This is a genomic window from Streptomyces sp. Alt3 (genome assembly GCF_030719215.1).
GTDB lineage: Bacteria > Actinomycetota > Actinomycetes > Streptomycetales > Streptomycetaceae > Streptomyces > Streptomyces glycanivorans.
The window spans coordinates 7,573,484-7,589,839 of the sequence record NZ_CP120983.1 but is presented as its reverse complement, the minus strand read 5'-3'; the positions used below and the strand labels follow the sequence as shown (position 1 = coordinate 7,589,839).

Genomic DNA, 16,356 nt, shown 5'->3' with positions numbered 1-16,356 from the left:
CCGGTCAGGCCAGCGCCGCCAGCGGGTCGTCGAGTACGGGCTGCCAGGCCATCTCGGCGGCACCCACCAGGCTGTTGTGGTCCAGCGTGCAGGAGAGGATCGGCACGCTCCCGCTGCGGCCCCACAGGCTGCGGTCGGCGACGACTGCCCGCAGCCGTTCGGGGTCGGCCTGCAGGAGGTCGCGGTGCAGCCCGCCCAGGATGACGCGGTCCGGGTTGAGGATGTTGACCAGTCCGGCGAGGCCGAGGCCGAGCCGGTCGATCAGCTCCTCCGCGGCGGCACGCACATCGGGGTCCCCGTACTCCGTGCGCAGCAGGTCGCCGGACTGCTTGAGGAGGGACTCCTCGGGGCCGGGCTCCCTGCGGGCCGCGGTGAGGAAGGCGAGAGGGTCGGTCTCGACGTCGAGGCAGCCTCGTCCGCCGCAGTGACAGGGGCGGCCCTCGGGGTTCACCGTGAGGTGCCCGACCTCCAGGGCGAGTCCCGAACTCCCGCTGTGCAGGCGGCCGTCGAGGACGAGGGCGCCGCCCACCCCCCGGTGGCCGGTGGCGACACAGAGCAGGTGCTGAGCACCGCGCCCCGCCCCGTGCCGGTGCTCGGCCAGGGCGGCGAGGTTGACGTCGTTGGCGGTGAAAGCGGGGCCGGGAATGCCCGCCGCGCGTACACAGGCGGAGAAGATCTCCCGGACCGGAGCTCCGGCCGGCCAGGCGATGTGCAGCGGGTTGAGCGCCGTACCCTCGGGTTCGGCCACGGCGGAGGGTACGGCGAGACCGGCGCCGACACAGCGCAGCCCGCTCTCGCGCAGGAGTTGGGCCCCGGCCTCGACGACTTCGCCGAGGACCTGGGCGGGGTCGGCCATGACGGCGACGCAGCCGGGCGCGGTGGCCACGATCCGGCCCCCCAGCCCGACCAGCGCGGCACGGAAGCCGTCGGAGTGCACCTGAGCGGCGAGGGCCACGGGTCCGCCGTCCCGGACGGACAGCCTGTGGGACGGACGGCCCTGCGAACCGGCCGCGGAGCCCGGGCTGGAGTCGACCTTGATGAGCCCGAGGGCCTCGAGCTCCGCGGCCACCGCGCCCGCCGTGGCACGGGTGACACCGAGCTCGGAGGTCAGTACGGCACGGGTGGGGGCGCGTCCTGTGTGCACGAGTTCCAGGGCGGGCCCGAGCGCGCTGCGGCCCCTCTCCAACTTCGTCCGCGTGCTGGTCGACTTGCCGTTCATGGGGGCGAGTCTCCCACGATCCGGGGGCGTTGCGGACGCTTCGGCACCCCGCACCGTTCACCTGCCCGTCACGGGGACGGTGCCCCTTGCGCGCGGTCTCGGGGCCACTCTATGCTCACTTTGTGCCGCGAGTAAACAAACTGCGGACGGCCCCGTCGGGGGGACCTGGCGGAGACACCGCCCCGCTTCCGCCGGCCCGCCTCCGTACCGCCCTGACCGTCTTCTTCGCCCTCGACGGCTTCCTCTTCGCCGGCTGGGTGGTCCGCATCCCGGCCATCAAGCACCAGACGGGAGCCACGGCCTCCACCCTGGGGCTCGCCCTGCTCGGCGTCTCCGCGGGCGCGGTGATCACCATGATGCTCGCCGGAAGGCTCTGCCGGCGCTACGGAAGCCACGCGGTCACCGTGGTCTGCGGGGTGCTGCTGTCACTGAGCATCGCCCTTCCCGCGCACACGGGTTCGGCCCTCACCCTCGGTCTCGTGCTCCTGCTCTTCGGTGCCGCGTACGGCGGCATGAACGTGTCGATGAACAGCGCGGCCGTCGATCTGGTGACCGCTCTACGGCGCCCCGTGATGCCGAGCTTCCACGCCGCGTTCAGCTTCGGCGGCATGGCGGGCGCGGGCCTCGGCGGCCTGGTCGCCGGCGGCCTGTCGCCCGCGACGCACCTCGCCGCCCTGACGGGCGTCGGGCTCGCCGTCACCGCGGTGACCGGCCCTGTGCTCCTGCGCGGTGGCCCTGCCGCGCCTTCCGTGGAGCAGGGGGCGGAGAACGCCCCTGAGCAGTCGAAGGGCACGAGCACCCAGGCACGCCGGATCGTGATCCTGTTCGGCGTCATCGCTCTCTGCACGGCCTACGGCGAGGGAGCACTGGCCGAGTGGGGCGCGTTGCACCTCGGTCAGGACCTTGGGGCCTCCCCCGGTCCCGCCGCCGCCGGATACTCCCTGTTCGCACTGACGATGGCCGTCGGCAGGCTCAGCGGCACCACGCTCCTCGAACGCTTCGGGCAGACCCGCACCCTGGTGACGGGCGGGGCGACGGCCGCGGCGGGGATGCTGCTCGGCGCGCTGGCCCCGGTCCTCTGGCTCGCGCTGCTCGGCTTCGCGGTGGCCGGTCTGGGCCTGGCCAACATATTCCCCGTCGCGGTCGGCCGGGCGGGCGCGCTGGCCGGGCCCAGCGGGGTGGCCGCCGCGTCGACCCTGGGCTACGGCGGAATGCTCCTGGGGCCGCCGGTGATCGGCTTCCTCGCGGACTGGATCTCCCTCCCGGTCGCCCTCACCACGGTGACGCTGCTCGCCGCCACGGCGGCGGTCCTCGGCTACTCGGCCCGCAACGCGACGAACAGCTGAGCGATTGAGTAGGTGTACTCAGGCGCCGTCGGACGCTCCGGAGCACGATGGAAGGATCAGCCATCGACGGGGAGCGGACATGAACCACCGGCTTTCGATCTCGCGCCACCTGCGCGCGTCGGCACGACTGACCTTCGGCAACACGGCTTCGCGGATCTACCTGGGCCTCGTCCTGGCGGTCGCGGTGTTCGTCGCGGTGGACACTCTGTTCGTGTCCCACGACGACGCCTCGTTCGCCGGTGTCTGGCTGTTCTTCCTCGCCGCGCCGACCGTGTTCGTCTTCCTCCTCGGCAGTTCGATGGCCGGTGCGGACGCCGGGGGCCCGGCCTGGTTCGTCTATCTCGCGCTGGTGGTGTTGGTGCTCGCACAGGCCTGCGCTCTCGGCTGGTTCTCCCGACTGGTGCGGGGCCCCCGCCGTGGCCGCTCGGCGCATCCCCAGGGCGCCTGACGCGGCTCTGGCACAATCGCGGCGTGGAGATCCCCGAGCACATGGACGTTCTCGCCGCGGAAGGCCTCGCACTCGCCTCCGCCGCCCGCGAAGCGGGAACCGACGCCCAGGTTCCGACCTGTCCGGACTGGCGGGTGCGCGACCTGCTCCGGCACACCGGCATGGTGCACCGCTGGGTGACGGGGATGGTCGTCGAGGAGAGCAGTACCTGCCATGAGGCGGCCGACGAACCGACGCTGGACGGTGAGGCACTGTTCGAGCGATTCGCCGAGGGGCACCGGCTGCTGGTCGAGGCGCTGCGTGCCGCGCCGGCCGGCCTGGAGTGCTGGACAGTCTTCCCCGCGCGCTCGTCGCTCGCCTTCTGGGCCCGTCGGCAGGCGCACGAGACCGCGATCCACCGCGTGGACGCCGAATCGGCGCGGGGCGGCACCCGGACCCGTATCGCGGCGGCTCACGCGGAGGACGGCATCGACGAACTGCTGGCGGGCTTCCACGCACGCGACAGGAGCCGGGTACGCACGGACTCCCCGCGTACCCTCCGGATACGGGCCGTGGACACGGACGCGGTGTGGACCGTGCGGCTCTCGGCCGGGCCACCGCTCACGGTGCGTGGGGCAACCGGGCTGGACTCGTCCGCCGACTGCACGCTGAGCGGCACGGCGGAACAGCTCTACCTGGCGCTCTGGAATCGACTGCCGCTCTCGTCCGTCGACTTGGAGGGAGACCGCTCGGTCGCGAGGCTGTGGGAGGAGAACTCCGCCGTCGTCTGACCGGGAAGCGGTCGGGGGCGCTGGGTGCGGGAGTGCTCTGTACAGGAGCGCTGTACGGGAGCGCTGTACGGGAGCGCTGTACGGGAGCGCTCTGTACGGGGATCCTCGGTACGGCGGTCCTCGGTACGGGGGTCCTCGATGCCGGATCCGGTTCGGCTCTCGGCCGGATTCGCCCGAGGGCCGCTTCGCTCGGCGCCCAGGCCCGGCCATCGGCCGAGCTCAGTCCTCGCCCGGGTCGAGCATCCGGGACAGTACCGCCCGCCGGAGCGGTCTGGCCTCGGCGTGACGGGATCGGCCCGCATCGGTCAACTCCACACGTACACCCCGGCGGTCCTCGCTGCACATCGCCCGGCGCACCAGGCCGTCCCTCTCCAGGCGCGCGACGAGGCGCGACAGCGCGCTCTGACTGAGGTGGACCCGCGAGGCGATCTCCTGGACGCGGAGACAGCCACCGTCGTCCCCCGCCGCGGCCTCCGCGAGGATGTCGAGAACCTCGAAGTCACTGGCTCCCAGACCGTGCCGGTCCAGGGCCCGGTCGAGCTCGCCCACGGTCCTGGCGTGCAGCGAGAGCATCTCGCGCCACTCGCCGACGAGTGCCTGCTCGGACTTCTTCGCTGCCATGGCCGCACGCTAGCAGAGGCCCGAAGCACTCGTGCGTACGCAATGGATGCGCGCGCATCCGTGGTTGGGGCCCACGGATCCGGGTGCGAGGAGCGGGGAGCGGGGAGGCGTGCTTGCCGCAGGCCCATCCTCCCTGTGACACTCCGGACATGTCACGACGCACGCAGGCGGAGCGGGACGCGATGACCGTCGAGATCGGCTACGCCTTCGTCGGCGGAGCCCTGCTGGGCGTGGCGACGTTCGCCGGGATACTTCTCCCTGCCCTGCTCATGGATCTGTCGAACGGTGCCGAACGAGTCCTGTTCCGCACGGGGGCCGTGCTCGGGGCGCTGGCGTTCGCCCTCCGGGTCGCCCATGTGCTGTGGCGGTTTCCCCGTACGGCCGAGGAGGGACGCCTGCCGCCGGCTCAGCCGAGTCGTCCGGAGCGCACGAGCCCCGACCCGTAGGCCGACAGGACGAGTTGTTCCCCTCAGGCCGTCGGGCCCCGGCCGGCGGGGCTCCCGGGCTCCCGGCCCGAAGGAGCACCGCTCCGGGCGGTGGATCCAGGCCGCCCCTGTGTCAGCCGCTCCTGCGGCCGGCGCCGGCGGACCGGCCGTCGAGCAGGCCCACCGAGCGACCGAGCTCCTGGACTGCGTGCCGGAAGAACTGTTCACGAGCCTCGACGACCCGGTCGAACTGGCCGAAGAGCTCGAATGAGATCAGCCCGGACAGCTGCGCCCACGCGGAGACCAGGGCGACCACGACAGCCGGCGGAAGGTCGGCGGCCAGGTCGGCCGCCATACGTGCCGCCTCGGGACGCAGTTCGGCGGCCGGCGGAGGAACGGCGACACCTTGGGCGCGGTGGGCGTCGCGTACGAGACCGATGAGGACCTGACCCACACGTGAGGCAGGGCCGACGGTATCCAGCGGCGCGGTGTAGCCGGGGACGGGCGAACCGTAGATCAGCGCGTACTCATGGGGATGGGTGAGAGCCCAGTCCCGTACGGCACAGGCGACCGCCACCCAGCGGGCGGGGTGGGGGGCCGCCGCGTCACGGGCACGCGCCCAGGCCGTCTCCGCGGCTTCGCCCACGGCGTCGTAGGCGTCGACGATGAGAGCCGTCAGCAGGTCGTCCCGGCTGGGGAAGTAGCGGTAGAGCGCGGAGGACACCATCCCCAGCTCCCGGGCCACGGCGCGCAGGGAGAGCTTGGCGGCGCCGTCGGCCGCGAGCTGGTTCCTCGCCTCGTCCTTGATCGCCGCGGTGACTTCGACGCGGGCGCGTTCCCTGGCTCCTCGCACGGTGCTCATGACATCAGTCTGCCATGCGATCAGAGCACCGCACACGAATGAGAGCACTGCTCTTGCTTCAGCGCACCGCACTCGTGCACACTGCTCTCAAGCGAGAGCAGTGCTCTCAGAACGGCGGGAGCCATCATGTCGCAACAGCCGTACTACCTCCAGGCAGGCACCTTCGCGCAGCGGCTGAACGGCGTCGTCGGGTGGCTCGCCCGCCACGGCGTCAGCCTCCTCGGCTCCGCCGAGATGTCGGTGCGGGGCCGCCGGAGCGGCCGGATGCAGCGCATCCCCGTGAACCCCCACCGCCACGGCGGCGATCGGTACCTCGTCTCCGCCCGCGGCCACTCCCAGTGGGTCCGCAACATGCGTGCGGCCGGAGGCGGAGAGCTCAAGGTGGGCCGGAAGGTCCACGTCTTCACCGCCACGGAGATCGCGGACGACGAACAGAAGGTGCGGATCCTGCGCGCCTACCTGAAGCGCTGGGGCTGGGAGGTCAACCAGTACTTCCAGGGGGTCACGGTGAAGTCGACCGACGCCGAGCTCCTGGCCGCCTGCCCCGACCACCCCGTGTTCCGGATCACGGTCGGGAGCTGACCCGGTCCGCCCCCTGACGGTCCATCGCGTGCAACGCGCGCTGGGCCAGCGGATGGGAACGGACCAGCTCGGCCAGCGACGTCGTCCCCCGGGTGATGCCCGCGAAGGCGTTCCAGGCGGGACGGAAGCCCGTCAGCACCGCGTGCAGGAGACCGGGGCGCCGCTCGAAGAGCCTGAGCATGCGGCGTCCGACGCTCATCTCCACGCCCAGTCCCGCCTTGATGGCGAACGCGTAGTTGAGTGCCTGCCGCCGCGCGTCGACGGCGTCGTGCGACTCCGCGATCCGCACCGCCCACTCACCCGCGAGCCGCCCGGACCGCAGGGCGAAGGAAATGCCTTCCCTGGTCCAGGGCTCCAGCAGCCCGGCGGCGTCGCCACAGACCACGACCCGTCCGCGGGAGAGCGGCGAGTCCTCGCTCCGGCAACGGGTCAGATGACCCGAGGAGACCGTCGGCTCGAACCCGGCGAGGCCCAGCCGGCCGACGAAGTCCTCCAGATACCGCTTGGTGCCCGCCCCGTCGCCACGCGCCGAGATCACTCCGACGGTCAGGGTGTCGCCCTTGGGGAAGACCCAGCCGTAACTCCCGGGCATCGGACCCCAGTCGATGAGCACCCGGCCCGCCCAGTCCTCGGCGACCGTCTCCGGGACGGGAATCTCCGCCTCGAGCCCGAGGTCCACCTGGTCGAGCTTCACACCGACGTGAGCCCCTATCCGGCCCGCGCTCCCGTCCGCACCGACGACGGCGCGTGCGAGCACCGTCTCACCGCCGGCCAGCACCACGGCGACCGTGCGCCGGTCGGGCACGGCGGTGCCGTGCTGCTCGACCCGCGTCACCGCCACGCCCGTGCGCAGCTCGGCGCCCGCCTTCTGTGCCTCCTCCACCAGACCGGCGTCGAACTCCGGCCGGTTGATCAGCCCGAAGAGCATCCGCTTGGACTTGCGGGTCCGCGCCAGCTTCCCGTTGAGCGAGAAGGTGACCGCGTGGATCCGGTCCTTCAGGGGCAGTTCGAACCCCGGGGGCAGGGAGTCCCGCGAGAACCCGATGATTCCGCCGCCGCATGTCTTGTAGCGGGGGATCTCCGCCTTCTCCAGCAACAGCACCCGACGGCCTGCGACTGCCGCCGCGTACGCCGCGGAAGCTCCGGCCGGGCCCGCGCCGACCACGACGACGTCCCATACCGAGGACTCCTGCGGTACCGACGACGACTCATCCGGCTCACGTCCGGCGTCTGCGTTCTCGCTGCTCACGATGTGCTTCTGCTCCCGATCCGACCAGTGGCCCCAACTGCTCACGGCATCCTACGGCGCGCCACGGCCGAACTCCGCTGTGGGAGGATCAGCCATGAATTCGTCGTACACGCGACACCGCGACCACGGCGTCGCCCCCGGCCGCGTACACAGCGCGCCACAGTCCTAACGTCGCACCCACCAGGAGCGTGCCCATGACCGCCCGTCCGATTTCCGAGACCGTCGCCTCGCTGATGCCCCGCGCGAAGACGGAGCTCGCCGAGCTGGTGGCCTTCCGGTCGGTGGCGGACCCCGCGCAGTTCCCCCGGAGCGAGTGCGAGGCGGCGGCCGGCTGGGTCGCCGACGCGCTGCGCGCCGAGGACTTCCAGGACGTCGCGCTGCTCGACACCCCCGACGGGACCCAGTCGGTGTACGGCTTCCTCCCCGGCCCGGCCGGAGCTCCCACGGTGCTGCTCTACGCGCACTACGACGTGCAGCCTCCGCTGGACGAGTCCGCCTGGCTCTCCCCGCCGTTCGAGCTGACCGAGCGCGACGGCCGCTGGTTCGGCCGGGGTGCCGCGGACTGCAAGGGCGGCTTCATCATGCACCTGCTCGCGCTGCGCGCCCTCAAGGCGAACGGAGGCGTTCCGGTCTCCGTCAAGGTGATCGCGGAGGGCTCCGAGGAACAGGGCACGGGCGGCCTCGAACGCTACGCCGAGGCTCACCCGGATCTGCTGGCCGCCGACACGATCGTCATCGGCGACACCGGTAACTTCCGTGTCGGGCTGCCCACCGTCACCGCCACGCTGCGGGGCATGACCATGCTGCGGGTGCAGTTGGACACCCTCGAGGGGAACCTGCACTCGGGGCAGTTCGGCGGCGCCGCCCCGGACGCGCTGGCCGCGATGATCCAGCTGCTGGCGTCGCTTCGCGCGGAGGACGGCACGACGACGGTGGACGGACTCGCGACCGACGCGGCGTGGGAAGGACTCCAGTACCCGGAGGGCGAGTTCCGCGCGGACGCCAAGGTGCTCGACGGCGTCGGGCTGATCGGCACGGGGGCGGTCGCCGACCGCATCTGGGCGCGCCCCGCGGTCACGGTCATCGGCATCGACTGCCCGCCGGTCGTCGGCGCCACCCCGTCGCTGCAGGCGAGCGCCCGGGCCCAGATCAGCCTGCGGGTCCCGCCGGGCCAGGACGCCGCCGACGCGACGAAGCTGCTGACCGCCCACCTCGAGTCGCACGCCCCCTGGGGGGCACGGGTCTCCGTCGAACAGGTCGGCCAGGGGCAGCCGTTCCGCGCCGACGTCACCAGCCCCGCCTACACGTCGATGGCCGAAGCCATGCGGCTCGCCTACCCGGGCGAGGAGATGCAGGCCTCCGGCATGGGCGGCTCCATCCCGCTGTGCAACACCCTGGCCGCCCTGTACCCGCAGGCGGAGATCCTGCTCATCGGGCTGAGCGAGCCCGAGGCGCAGATCCACGCCGTCAACGAGAGCGTCTCCCCCGAGGAGCTGGAGCGGCTCTCGGTCACCGAGGCGCTGTTCCTGCGGAACTACGCGGAGTCCAAGAAGGGCTGAGAGCCCGCAGGGGGCTCTCGGAGTACGCGCTGAGCGAAGTCGCCCGGAGCAGATCTCCGGGCGGCGGGCGGGGTGATGCCGGGGGTGTTCGACACGGGCCACGCGCGCGCCGCGGCTTCCTTCCGCCGCCTGACCGCTCTCGGACCCGCAACGGCCTGCTTCGGCGACGTCGATCCGCTGCGGGTCGACGCGCGGTCGGCAGCGCCGAGGGATCGCGGCTGAGCCGGACGGTCGTGCCCCGCCCCGGACGTCGGGGCACGACAGGCGAAGGCCAGGCACCCGCGTCCTCCGCTCCCGGGGCTCCCGTCTTCCGGGTGCCCGGCACGGACGTCACGGGCGGCAAGCCGACGGCAGGACGCTACGGGCCGCCCACGGGCACCCCGGCCTCCAGGTTGAGCACGGTGGACCGCTCACGGGCCCGCAGCGCCCTGCGCAGCCGCTCGAAGCGCGTCGGCGGGAGCATTCCCGCCGCCTCCTCCTCGGTGACGAAACGCCAGCCACGCAGCTCCGAGCCCGGCAGCAGCAGCGTCGCCGCCTCCTCGCCCCTCAGGCGGCCGCCGTCGAAAAGGAAGCGCAGGCCTCCGTACGCGGGTGGCTTCGGTGCCTCCCAGTCGACCACCAGGAGCTTCGGCACCGTGTCCAGGTGGAGCCCGATCTCCTCGGCGACCTCCCGTATCCCCGCCTGCGCCGGGGCCTCCCCGGGCTCCACCACGCCACCGGGGAACTCCCAGCCGGGCTTGTAGGTGGGGTCGACGAGCAGCACCCGGTCCTGCTCGTCGAAGAGCAGCACCCCCGACGCGACGGTCTCCGCCCGCGGTTCAGGCGTCTGCACGATGCCGCACTCCCTGGCCGCACCCGTGCGCAGCGCCTCGGCGATCCGCTCGGCCGTCTCGCACGGGGTCAGGGAGCTGGTGTCGATCGCGTGGGCGTCCGCGGAGATCCACCCGAGAGCCGCCCGGTAGGGCTCGATGTGCTCGTACGCCCATTGCCTGATCCGCTCACTGTGCCCAGGGTCGTCGGCGTATTCCTCACGCTCGGCGATCCGTCTCCGCAGGATCGTTTCCTCAGTTGAGAGCAGTACATGCCGCACCGGTATGCGCCGCGAGGCGAGTCCGCCGAAGATCTCGTCGCGGTAGTCCTGCCTCAGCAGTGTCATCGGCACGACCAGCACTCCGGGGAGTTCGGCGAGAAGCGCCGCCGCGGTGTCGACCACGAGGCGCCGCCATATCGGCAGGTCCTGGAAGTCGGTCACTTCGGCGAGCCTCTTCTGGGGCAGCAGCCGGCGCAGTTCCGCGCCCGTCAGCCCGGGGTCGTACAAGGTGCTGTTCGGGATCAGATCGATCAGTTCGCACGCGGCGCCGGTCTTGCCCGCACTGAACGCACCGTTGATCCAGACGATCACGGTTCCCCCTCTTCCGTAGCCCCCTGTGGCTTGCCCGCAACACCCCGCTCCGGAAACCCGCAGGGGGCATGCGGTTGCGCCGGCGCGTCCGCCGGGGCGCCTCACCGTGCGGGTCCGCCCGGGTGCGTCGCCGTGACGGCGGGTGGCCGGACGTCGTTGGAGCAGGCAGTCACCGGAACGACGAGGGGGTGTGCGGTGCGCCGCACGGTACTTGAGCGATTTCCCGCCGGAGGGCCACGGGGCAGCCGTCCCGCGGAGGAGTTCGCCGCGGCCCGCCGCGGCGAGGGGATGGCCGCCGAGGTCGTGATGGACCTGGAGCAGGACGCCTTCCTGGTGGTGGTCCCCCAGCAGCCGACGGACGGGGGTCACTGACCCGCGGGCCCGGAGGCGGCTACGGGGCGGCTACCGCCCGCACGCCGTTCGAGGCACCGGCACGGACCGTCGAGGCCGCTGCCGCCGCGCCGACCAGGCCCGCGTCGGTGCCCATCACCGCGGAGGTCACGGTGAGGCCCTGGACGAAGGAGAGCGTGGCGTAGTCGCGCAGGGACGCGCGCAGCGGCGCGAAGAGCACCTCGCCGGCGCCGGCGACTCCCCCGCCGATCACCGCGATGTCGATGTCGGCCAGGGTCGCGGTGGCGGCGATCCCGGCGGCGAGCGCCTGGGCGGCCCGCTCGAAGGAGGCGGCCGCCACCGGGTCCCCCGCGCGTGCGGCGGCGGCCACGGCCACGGCCGTGGTGTCGCCGTCGGGGCCCGGGCGCCAGCCGTTCTCCAGCGCGCGGCGCGCGATGTTGGGCCCGCTGGCGATACGTTCGACACAGCCGCGGGCGCCACAGGGGCACGGGTCGCCGTCCAGGTCGACACTGATGTGGCCGATGTGACCGGCGTTGCCCGAGGGGCCCGGGTGCAGCTTTCCACCCAGTACGAGGCCTCCGCCGACGCCGGTGGAGACGACCATGCACAGGGCGTTGTCATAACCGCGTGCGGCGCCCAGCCAGTGTTCGGCCGCGGTCATCGCGACCCCGTCACCGACGAGTGTGACCGGCAGCCCGCCCGTCGCCGCGGCCACCCGGTCCACCAGCGGAAAACCGCGCCAGCCAGGGACGTTGACCGGGCTCACCGTGCCGGCCGAGGCATCCACGGGCCCCGCGCTGCCGATGCCGACCGCACGCGCGCGGTGCCACGACGGTGAGGCCGCCAGCTCCGCCAGGACGTCGCTCACCGCACCCATGACGGCCTCGCCGCCCTCGGTGGCGGGCGTCGGGCGCTGCGCCCGTACGAGGAGGGATCCGCCGCCGTCCACCAACGCCCCGGCGATCTTGGTACCGCCGATGTCGAGCGCGGCGACGAGGTCGGTATGCATCGGTGTGGACTCTCCGGAGGGGTGAGGCGCAGGACCTGCGACTTCAATCAGATGGTCCTCCTAGTCTCCATTCTCTTGACAACGTTGTCCAGGGCCTATGCTCGACGCCACAGCTCCCGGCCCCTCCCCGGCACCGACGGCGAGGGGCGGAACGCCCCGTTCCCGACGACAGGACAGCGCACCGTGGCCGAGACCGCCCGCCATTCCGAGTCCCGCTACGGCAACAGGCCGACCATGAAGGACGTGGCAGCCCGTGCCGGAGTGGGCCTCAAGACGGTCTCACGCGTGGTGAACAGCGAGCCGGGAGTCACCCCCGACACCGAGCGCCGCGTCCAGGAGGCCATCGAGGCGCTCGGTTTCCGCCGCAACGACAGCGCACGCGTCCTGCGCAAGGGCCGCACCGCGTCCATCGGCCTGGTCCTGGAGGACCTCGCGGACCCCTTCTACGGCCCGTTGAGCCGCGCCGTGGAAGAGGTGGCGCGCGCCCACGGCGCACTGCTCATCAACGGTTCCAGCGCCGAGGACCCGGAGCGCGAGCAGGAGCTCGTGCTCGCGTTGTGCGCCCGCCGGGTGGACGGCCTCATCGTCATCCCGGCAGGTGACGACCACCGTTATCTGGAGCCCGAGATGAAGGCGGGGATCGCCACCGTGTTCGTCGACCGTCCGGCGGGCCGGGTCGACGCGGACATGGTCCTCTCGGACAGCTTCGGCGGGGCGCGCGCCGGCGTCGCCCACCTGGTCGCGCACGGCCACCGCAGGATCGGCTTCATCGGGGACCAGCCGCGCATCCACACCGCCACGGAGCGGCTGCGCGGGTATCACGCGGCCATGACCGACGCCGGGATCACGGTGGAGGACGCCTGGGTCTCGCTCGGTCCGACCGGCCCCGCCCGGGTCAGGGCCGCGGTCGAGGCGATGCTGACGGGACCCGAGCCGGTGACGGCACTCTTCTCGGGCAACAACCGGGTGACCGTCACCGCCGTCCGCGTCCTGGCCGAGTGCGACCGCCGGATCGCCCTGGTGGGCTTCGACGACATCGAGCTGGCCGACCTGCTCGGCATCACGGTGATCTCACAGGACGCCGCGACGGTGGGCCGCACGGCGGCGGAGCACCTGTTCCGCCGCCTCGACGGCGCCGCCCACGCCCCCGTGAGGGTGGAGCTCCCGACCCGGCTGATCCCGCGCGGCTCGGGGGAGATCCCGCCCGCGTGACCGCCTAAGGGGCCGTCACGGTCAGCCCGCCGCGGCGCGGGGAGGCGAAGCCGTCCAGGTCGGCGCGGGTCAGACCCGTCAGTGCCTCGACCTCCGCGGTGTCCAGGGCACCGCAGTCGACGCCCCTGAGCAGATATCCACTGAGCGCCTTGGCCGTGGCGGGCTCGTCCATGACGTCCCCGCCGGCCTTGGCCACGTAGGCGGCGAGCCGGGACGCGGCCTGGCCGAGGCCCTCACGGTAGAAGCTGTAGACGGCGGCGTAGCGGGTGGGCAGATGCCCCGGGTGCATGTCCCAGCCCTGGTAGTAGGCGCGTGCCAGAGCGCGGCGGGTGAGCCCGTGGTGCAGGCGCCAGGCGTCGTGGACCTGCTGGGTCGGGCCGACCGGGAGCACGTTCGTGGAGCCGTCGCAGACCCGCACGCCGGTGCCCGCGGCGGCGACCTGCATGACCGCCTTGGCGTGGTCGGCGGCGGGGTGGTCACTGGCCTGGTAGGCGGGGCTGACGCCGACGCAGGCGCTGTAGTCGAAGGTGCCGTAGTGCAGGCCCGTCGCACGGCCCCGGGCGGCGTCGATCATGCGGGCGACGGCCGCGGTGCCGTCCGCCGCCAGGATGGACTGGCTGGTCTCGATCTGGATCTCGAAGCCGAGGCGCCCGGAGGGCAGACCGTGCGTCTCCTCGAAGGCCTCGAGAAGCCGCACGAAGGCGGTGACCTGTTCGGGGTACGTCACCTTGGGCAGCGTCAGGACGAGGCCTTCGGGGAGACCGCCGGCCCGCACGAGACCGGTGAGGAAGATGTCCGTGGTACGGATGCCCCGGTCGCGCACGGCGGCTTCCATGCACTTCATCCGGATACCCATGTACGGGGCGGCGGTCCCGTCGGCGTACGCCTCCGCGACCAGACGTGCGGCCCGGGCGGCGGCCTCGTCCTCCTCGGCGTCGGGGCGCGGCCCGTATCCGTCCTCGAAGTCGATGCGCAGGTCCTCGACCGGCTCGCGCTCCAGCTTGGCGCGTACGCGGTCGTGGACGGGCTCCGCGAGTTCCTGCGGGATCCCTAGGACCTCCGCGAGCGCGGAGGCGTCGGGAGCGTGCTCGTCGAGCGCCGCGAGTGCCTGGTCCCCCCAGGCGCGGAGGGTGGTGGCGGTGAAGGCGTCGGCGGGCACGTAGACGGTGTGGACGGGCTGGCGCGTCCCGGGATCACCCGGGTACCGGCGGGCGAGTTCGGCGTCCACCGACGTGAGGGAGGCGCTGATCTCCTCACCGACCGTGCCGGCGAGGCTCGTTGCCACCTTCTCCTGCTGACCCATGTCCGTACCCTCCACGTATTCAGCAATTCCACTTCCCGGAATTTTTCATCCGCATAGTGAAGTTATAAGCCTCTCGGTCCCTGCGTCAATGGTGATCGGAAACAGCCCGGGGCCGCGCGGTGAGAACACCACGCGGCCCCGGGCCTTCGTACGGGCAGAACTCCTGCCGGGTCAGCCCTTGCGGGACTTGACCTCGTCGGTGAGCTGCGGGACGACGGCGAAGAGGTCTCCGACGACGCCGTAGTCGACGAGGTCGAAGATCGGCGCCTCGGCGTCCTTGTTCACCGCGACGATGGTCTTCGAGGTCTGCATGCCGGCCCGGTGCTGGATCGCGCCCGAGATGCCCGAGGCGATGTACAGCTGCGGCGAGACCGACTTGCCGGTCTGGCCGACCTGGTTGGTGTGCGGATACCAGCCGGCGTCGACCGCGGCACGCGAGGCACCGACAGCCGCACCGAGCGAGTCGGCGAGCGCCTCGATGATCGCGAAGTTCTCCGCGCCGTTGACGCCACGGCCGCCGGAGACGACGATCGCGGCCTCGGTCAGCTCCGGGCGCCCGGTCGACTCACGCGGGGTGCGGGAGAGGACCTTGGTGCCGGTGGCCGTGGCGGAGAAGGAGACCGTGAGGGCCTCGACGGCGCCCGCGGCGGGGGCGGCCTCGACGGCGGCCGAGTTCGGCTTGACCGTGATGACCGGAGTGCCCTTGGAGACACGGGACTTGGTGGTGTACGAGGCGGCGAACGCGGACTGCGTGGCGACCGGACCCTGGTCACCGGCCTCCAGGTCGACGGCGTCGGTGATGATGCCGGAACCGATGCGGAGCGCGAGACGGGCCGCGATCTCCTTGGCCTCGGCCGAGGAGGGCAGCAGCACCGCGGCCGGAGACACGGCGTCGTACGCGGCCTGGAGCGCGTCGACCTTCGGTACGACGAGGTAGTCGGCGAACTCCGGGGCGTCGGCGGTCAGTACCTTGACCGCGCCGTGCTCGGCGAGCGCGGCGGCGGTGTCGGCGGCCCCGTTGCCGAGGGCGACGGCGACCGGCTCGCCGATGCGGCGGGCGAGCGTCAGCAGCTCCAGGGTGGGCTTGCGGACGGCACCGTCCACGTGGTCGACATAGACGAGAACTTCAGCCATGGGACTTCAATCTCCTGCGTGCGAGGGAGGGCGGGGCGGTGGAGGGAACAGCCGGGGCTCAGATGAACTTCTGGCCCGCAAGGAACTCGGCCAGCTGCTTGCCGCCCTCGCCCTCGTCCTTGACGATCGTGCCCGCCGTACGGGCGGGACGCTCGGCCGCGGAGTCGACCGCGGTCCAGGAGCCGCCCAGGCCGACCTCGTCCGCCTCGATCTCCAGGTCCTCGAGGTCCAGGGACTCCACCGGCTTCTTCTTCGCCGCCATGATGCCCTTGAACGACGGGTAACGGGCCTCGCCCGACTGGTCGGTCACGGAGACCACGGCCGGCAGGGACGCCTCGAGCTGCTCGCTCGCGGAGTCGCCGTCGCGACGGCCCTTGACCGTGCCGCCCTCGACCGAGACCTCGGAGAGCAGCGTGACCTGCGGGACGCCCAGGCGCTCCGCGAGCAGCGCCGGGAGCACGCCCATGGTGCCGTCCGTCGACGCCATGCCGCAGATGACCAGGTCGTAACCGGTCTTCTCCACGGCCTTGGCCAGCACCAGGGAGGTGCCGATGACGTCGGTGCCGTGCAGGTCGTCGTCCTCGACGTGGACGGCCTTGTCGGCGCCCATCGACAGCGCCTTGCGCAGCGCGTCCTTGGCGTCCTCGGGGCCCACCGTGAGCACGGTGATCTCCGCGTCGTCCGCCTCGTCGGCGATCTGCAGCGCCTGCTCGACCGCGTACTCGTCGAGCTCCGACAGCAGACCGTCGACGTCGTCACGGTCCAGGGTCAGGTCATCGGCGAAGTGCCGGTCGCCGGTGGCGTCGGGCACGTACTTCACACAGACAACGATCCTCAAGCTCACGCCGGCTCTCCTACTGCATC

17 protein-coding genes are annotated in these 16,356 nt (G+C 72.3%); 8 read left to right on the top strand and 9 right to left on the bottom strand.

Going from position 1 to position 16,356, the window contains the following annotated elements:
* Positions 1 to 4 precede the first annotated feature (4 nt).
* Positions 5 to 1,219, bottom strand: a complete 1,215-nt coding sequence (locus P8A20_RS33610; protein ID WP_147962669.1) for an ROK family protein — start codon at positions 1,217 to 1,219, stop codon at positions 5 to 7.
* Positions 1,220 to 1,341: 122 nt separating this feature from the next.
* Here P8A20_RS33610 and P8A20_RS33605 point away from each other — a divergent pair, with 122 nt between their 5' ends.
* From P8A20_RS33605 to P8A20_RS33595, 3 genes are all read left to right on the top strand, one after another.
* Complete coding sequence (locus P8A20_RS33605) at positions 1,342 to 2,565, top strand: MFS transporter (protein WP_306104862.1); 1,224 nt, start codon at positions 1,342 to 1,344, stop codon at positions 2,563 to 2,565.
* A 79-nt stretch (positions 2,566 to 2,644) separates the two neighbouring features.
* Positions 2,645 to 3,013: an SCO4225 family membrane protein gene (locus tag P8A20_RS33600; RefSeq protein WP_306104861.1), complete on the top strand. Its 369-nt coding sequence runs from the start codon at positions 2,645 to 2,647 to the stop codon at positions 3,011 to 3,013.
* Between the two features lie 23 nt (positions 3,014 to 3,036).
* The gene (locus P8A20_RS33595) at positions 3,037 to 3,783 is read left to right on the top strand and encodes a maleylpyruvate isomerase family mycothiol-dependent enzyme (RefSeq protein WP_147962666.1); all 747 of its coding nucleotides are present in this window, start codon (positions 3,037 to 3,039) and stop codon (positions 3,781 to 3,783) included.
* A gap of 219 nt (positions 3,784 to 4,002) precedes the next feature.
* Here P8A20_RS33595 and P8A20_RS33590 read toward each other — a convergent pair whose 3' ends face one another.
* Positions 4,003 to 4,404, bottom strand: coding sequence for a MarR family transcriptional regulator (locus P8A20_RS33590; RefSeq protein WP_147962665.1), 402 nt, complete (start codon positions 4,402 to 4,404; stop codon positions 4,003 to 4,005).
* A 149-nt stretch (positions 4,405 to 4,553) separates the two neighbouring features.
* Between P8A20_RS33590 and P8A20_RS33585 the strand changes: the two genes are divergently transcribed.
* Positions 4,554 to 4,850 (top strand): DUF6332 family protein, encoded by a 297-nt coding sequence (locus tag P8A20_RS33585; protein ID WP_147962664.1) that lies wholly within the window; start codon positions 4,554 to 4,556, stop codon positions 4,848 to 4,850.
* Positions 4,851 to 4,962: 112 nt separating this feature from the next.
* On the opposite strand, the gene P8A20_RS33580 is transcribed toward P8A20_RS33585, so the two are convergent.
* Positions 4,963 to 5,691 (bottom strand): TetR/AcrR family transcriptional regulator, encoded by a 729-nt coding sequence (locus P8A20_RS33580; RefSeq protein ID WP_147962663.1) that lies wholly within the window; start codon positions 5,689 to 5,691, stop codon positions 4,963 to 4,965.
* Positions 5,692 to 5,817: 126 nt separating this feature from the next.
* Here P8A20_RS33580 and P8A20_RS33575 point away from each other — a divergent pair, with 126 nt between their 5' ends.
* On the top strand, positions 5,818 to 6,273 hold the full coding sequence (locus P8A20_RS33575; RefSeq protein ID WP_147962662.1) for a nitroreductase family deazaflavin-dependent oxidoreductase: 456 nt from the start codon (positions 5,818 to 5,820) through the stop codon (positions 6,271 to 6,273).
* Here P8A20_RS33575 and P8A20_RS33570 read toward each other — a convergent pair.
* Positions 6,257 to 7,522, bottom strand: coding sequence for a geranylgeranyl reductase family protein (locus P8A20_RS33570; RefSeq protein WP_147962661.1), 1,266 nt, complete (start codon positions 7,520 to 7,522; stop codon positions 6,257 to 6,259). The genes P8A20_RS33575 and P8A20_RS33570 overlap by 17 nt on opposite strands.
* Before the next feature lie 194 nt (positions 7,523 to 7,716).
* Here P8A20_RS33570 and P8A20_RS33565 point away from each other — a divergent pair, with 194 nt between their 5' ends.
* On the top strand, positions 7,717 to 9,081 hold the full coding sequence (locus tag P8A20_RS33565) for a dipeptidase (RefSeq protein WP_306104860.1): 1,365 nt from the start codon (positions 7,717 to 7,719) through the stop codon (positions 9,079 to 9,081).
* Positions 9,082 to 9,439: 358 nt separating this feature from the next.
* On the opposite strand, the gene P8A20_RS33560 is transcribed toward P8A20_RS33565, so the two are convergent.
* On the bottom strand, positions 9,440 to 10,483 hold the full coding sequence (locus P8A20_RS33560; protein ID WP_306104859.1) for an NUDIX hydrolase: 1,044 nt from the start codon (positions 10,481 to 10,483) through the stop codon (positions 9,440 to 9,442).
* Between the two features lie 195 nt (positions 10,484 to 10,678).
* On the opposite strand from P8A20_RS33560, the gene P8A20_RS33555 reads away from it, so the two are divergent.
* Complete coding sequence (locus P8A20_RS33555; protein ID WP_187282346.1) at positions 10,679 to 10,855, top strand: DUF8839 family protein; 177 nt, start codon at positions 10,679 to 10,681, stop codon at positions 10,853 to 10,855.
* A 19-nt stretch (positions 10,856 to 10,874) separates the two neighbouring features.
* Here the strand turns inward: P8A20_RS33555 and P8A20_RS33550 are convergent, their stop codons facing one another.
* Positions 10,875 to 11,843, bottom strand: coding sequence for an ROK family protein (locus P8A20_RS33550; protein WP_306104858.1), 969 nt, complete (start codon positions 11,841 to 11,843; stop codon positions 10,875 to 10,877).
* A 183-nt stretch (positions 11,844 to 12,026) separates the two neighbouring features.
* On the opposite strand from P8A20_RS33550, the gene P8A20_RS33545 reads away from it, so the two are divergent.
* Entirely contained in the window at positions 12,027 to 13,055 is a 1,029-nt protein-coding gene (locus P8A20_RS33545) for a LacI family DNA-binding transcriptional regulator (protein ID WP_147962658.1), read from the top strand.
* A gap of 4 nt (positions 13,056 to 13,059) precedes the next feature.
* Here the strand turns inward: P8A20_RS33545 and P8A20_RS33540 are convergent, their stop codons facing one another.
* The 3 genes from P8A20_RS33540 to P8A20_RS33530 all read right to left on the bottom strand — a co-directional run bounded on the left by P8A20_RS33540 (position 13,060) and on the right by P8A20_RS33530 (position 16,336).
* A complete protein-coding gene (locus P8A20_RS33540; protein ID WP_147962657.1) occupies positions 13,060 to 14,358 on the bottom strand; it encodes a DUF6986 family protein in 1,299 nt (432 codons plus the stop codon).
* 171 nt (positions 14,359 to 14,529) lie between these two features.
* The gene (locus P8A20_RS33535) at positions 14,530 to 15,492 is read right to left on the bottom strand and encodes an electron transfer flavoprotein subunit alpha/FixB family protein (RefSeq protein WP_014157751.1); all 963 of its coding nucleotides are present in this window, start codon (positions 15,490 to 15,492) and stop codon (positions 14,530 to 14,532) included.
* Between the two features lie 58 nt (positions 15,493 to 15,550).
* The gene (locus P8A20_RS33530) at positions 15,551 to 16,336 is read right to left on the bottom strand and encodes an electron transfer flavoprotein subunit beta/FixA family protein (protein ID WP_147962656.1); all 786 of its coding nucleotides are present in this window, start codon (positions 16,334 to 16,336) and stop codon (positions 15,551 to 15,553) included.
* Between the last annotated feature and the right edge of the window lie 20 nt (positions 16,337 to 16,356).